Below are 1,811 nucleotides of genomic sequence, written 5' to 3'. Positions count from 1 at the left end.
AGAATCATGCTGACCGTGCGTGGCGCGAAGGTCTTGAGATCAACTGTTTCCTTGTCCAGATCGTGCTCGTAGTCGGTCTCTACGCCCAGACCATCAATGGTCGGGATGTGTTTGGAAGTAAAGTTGCCAATGGTCACGCCGCCACCGGACCATTCAACCACATTGGCACCGTATTGCTGCTTGACGATCTTCTTGTACGAATCGACCAGAGCCGCGGCTGCCGGGGTTTTCTCCATGGCAGGCAGATAGGAGAACGGGCCCTTCACTTCGACCTTGGTGCCACCCACAGCAGGAGTAGCGGCGATCTTGGCGATGGCAGCCTGAATCTTCTTCAGGTCTTCCGCCTTATAGCCACGGATATCCAGCTTGGCGCTGGCGGCCGCCGGTACGCTATTGCGCTTGGTGTTCGGGGTTTCGATCACGCCTACATTGATAGTCAGCTCGGGAATGAACTGACCATGGTCGGCGAGGCCGCGCTTGGCCAGGCCTTGCGGCGTGAACTGGGACGGATCTTTCGGCAGCGGGCTGGCCAGCTTCATGATGCGGGTAATCTGGTTGGCCAGTTCGACCGTGGCGCTGGCCGAGGACTGTGGAGAGTTGCCGGCATGGCCGGTCGTGCCCTTGACGCTGATATCGAAGTTGGCCGCCCACTTGCGCTGCGTGGTCAGACCCCAGCCCGGACGGGCGGTATCCACCGACAGGGTCAGATCGGCCTGCTTGGCCAGCTCGTCAAGGATCTGCTCTTCCAGATCGGAACCGACTTCTTCTTCGGCATCAAAGTAGAAAATCATCTCGCCGTAGTTCTTGTAACCCAGCTTTTCCATCGCTTGTGCGAAGTGCAGCAACTGGGCGACCGAAGCCTTGCTGTCGCCTGCGCCCGGGCCTTGCGACAGGCCGGTCTTGGCATCATAGCTGTATGGTTTCTTGGCCAGGCTGCCCTTGGGCTGCACGGTATCGGTGTGCCCCAGAATCAGCACGCGCTGCTGGCCTTCACCCTTCTTGCGCAGGATGACATGGGTGCCGGCGTCGTTTTCGCGGTACTCGGCTTTGTAACCCAGAGGCTCGAAGCGGGCTTTGAGCCAGTCGGCCATCTGCCGGCTACCCGCCTTGTCGCCGGTGGGCGATTCAATCTCGGTAATGGCCTTGTGGTCCTGCAAATAAGACGGGATCTGTCCATCGACCACCGACTTCACCTTGGCAGGGTCGAGCGGAGCAGCAAAGGCAGACATCGAGAAAGCAGCGAGACAGGCAGCGGTAAGCGGGGCAATACGGCGAAACGACATGAAAGCACTCCATCCAGCCATTTAGGGAGCGCTTACTTTACGCCGCCACCACCGATAATTAAATACTTATCTAATAATTTATTATTGATATTGGCGATTGATTGATTAATATCAAATAGTAATATTGCACGGTACACACAGACCTGCACATCGGTCTGAGACATAAAAAAGCGGCGCACTCTAAAGTACGCCGCCTTGCCGATACGCCGGTTTCAAATGATGCCCAGCAACAAACCCGCCCCTGCCACTACAAACAGCAAGGTCAGCGCCAACCCTACCCATACCGTCCAGTGCCGCCCGGCCTCGAGGCAGGCTTGTGCGGGCTGTGCCGGATTGACGTAAACCCTGACCTGGCTGCCCGCCGGATACTTGGCCACTCTGGCCTCGGCACCGGAAGCACTCTGCTGGTCGCCGGCATCGGGAAAGGATACGGTGGAGCCGGTGTAGTCCACCCCGTTGTAGCGATAGCGGTAGGTCACCAACGCCTTGTACTCCTCGCGGTTGCTGGCATCGCCACCACCGCGGCGC

The 1,811-nt window shown here is 58.4% G+C and carries 2 protein-coding genes; both read right to left on the bottom strand.

The window, feature by feature from the left end; genetic code table 11:
* On the bottom strand, window positions 1-1,283 hold a 1,283-nt coding region (locus EGI20_RS18170), incomplete at its 3' end, for a M20/M25/M40 family metallo-hydrolase (RefSeq protein WP_498633092.1).
* A gap of 212 nt (window positions 1,284-1,495) precedes the next feature.
* Window positions 1,496-1,811 (bottom strand): DUF3592 domain-containing protein (locus EGI20_RS18165; protein WP_498633090.1); only part of this gene is annotated, 316 nt, incomplete at its 5' end.

The sequence above is a fragment of the Aquitalea sp. S1-19 genome (genome assembly GCF_024343515.1).
This window is presented reverse-complemented; position numbering and strand designations above follow the sequence as displayed.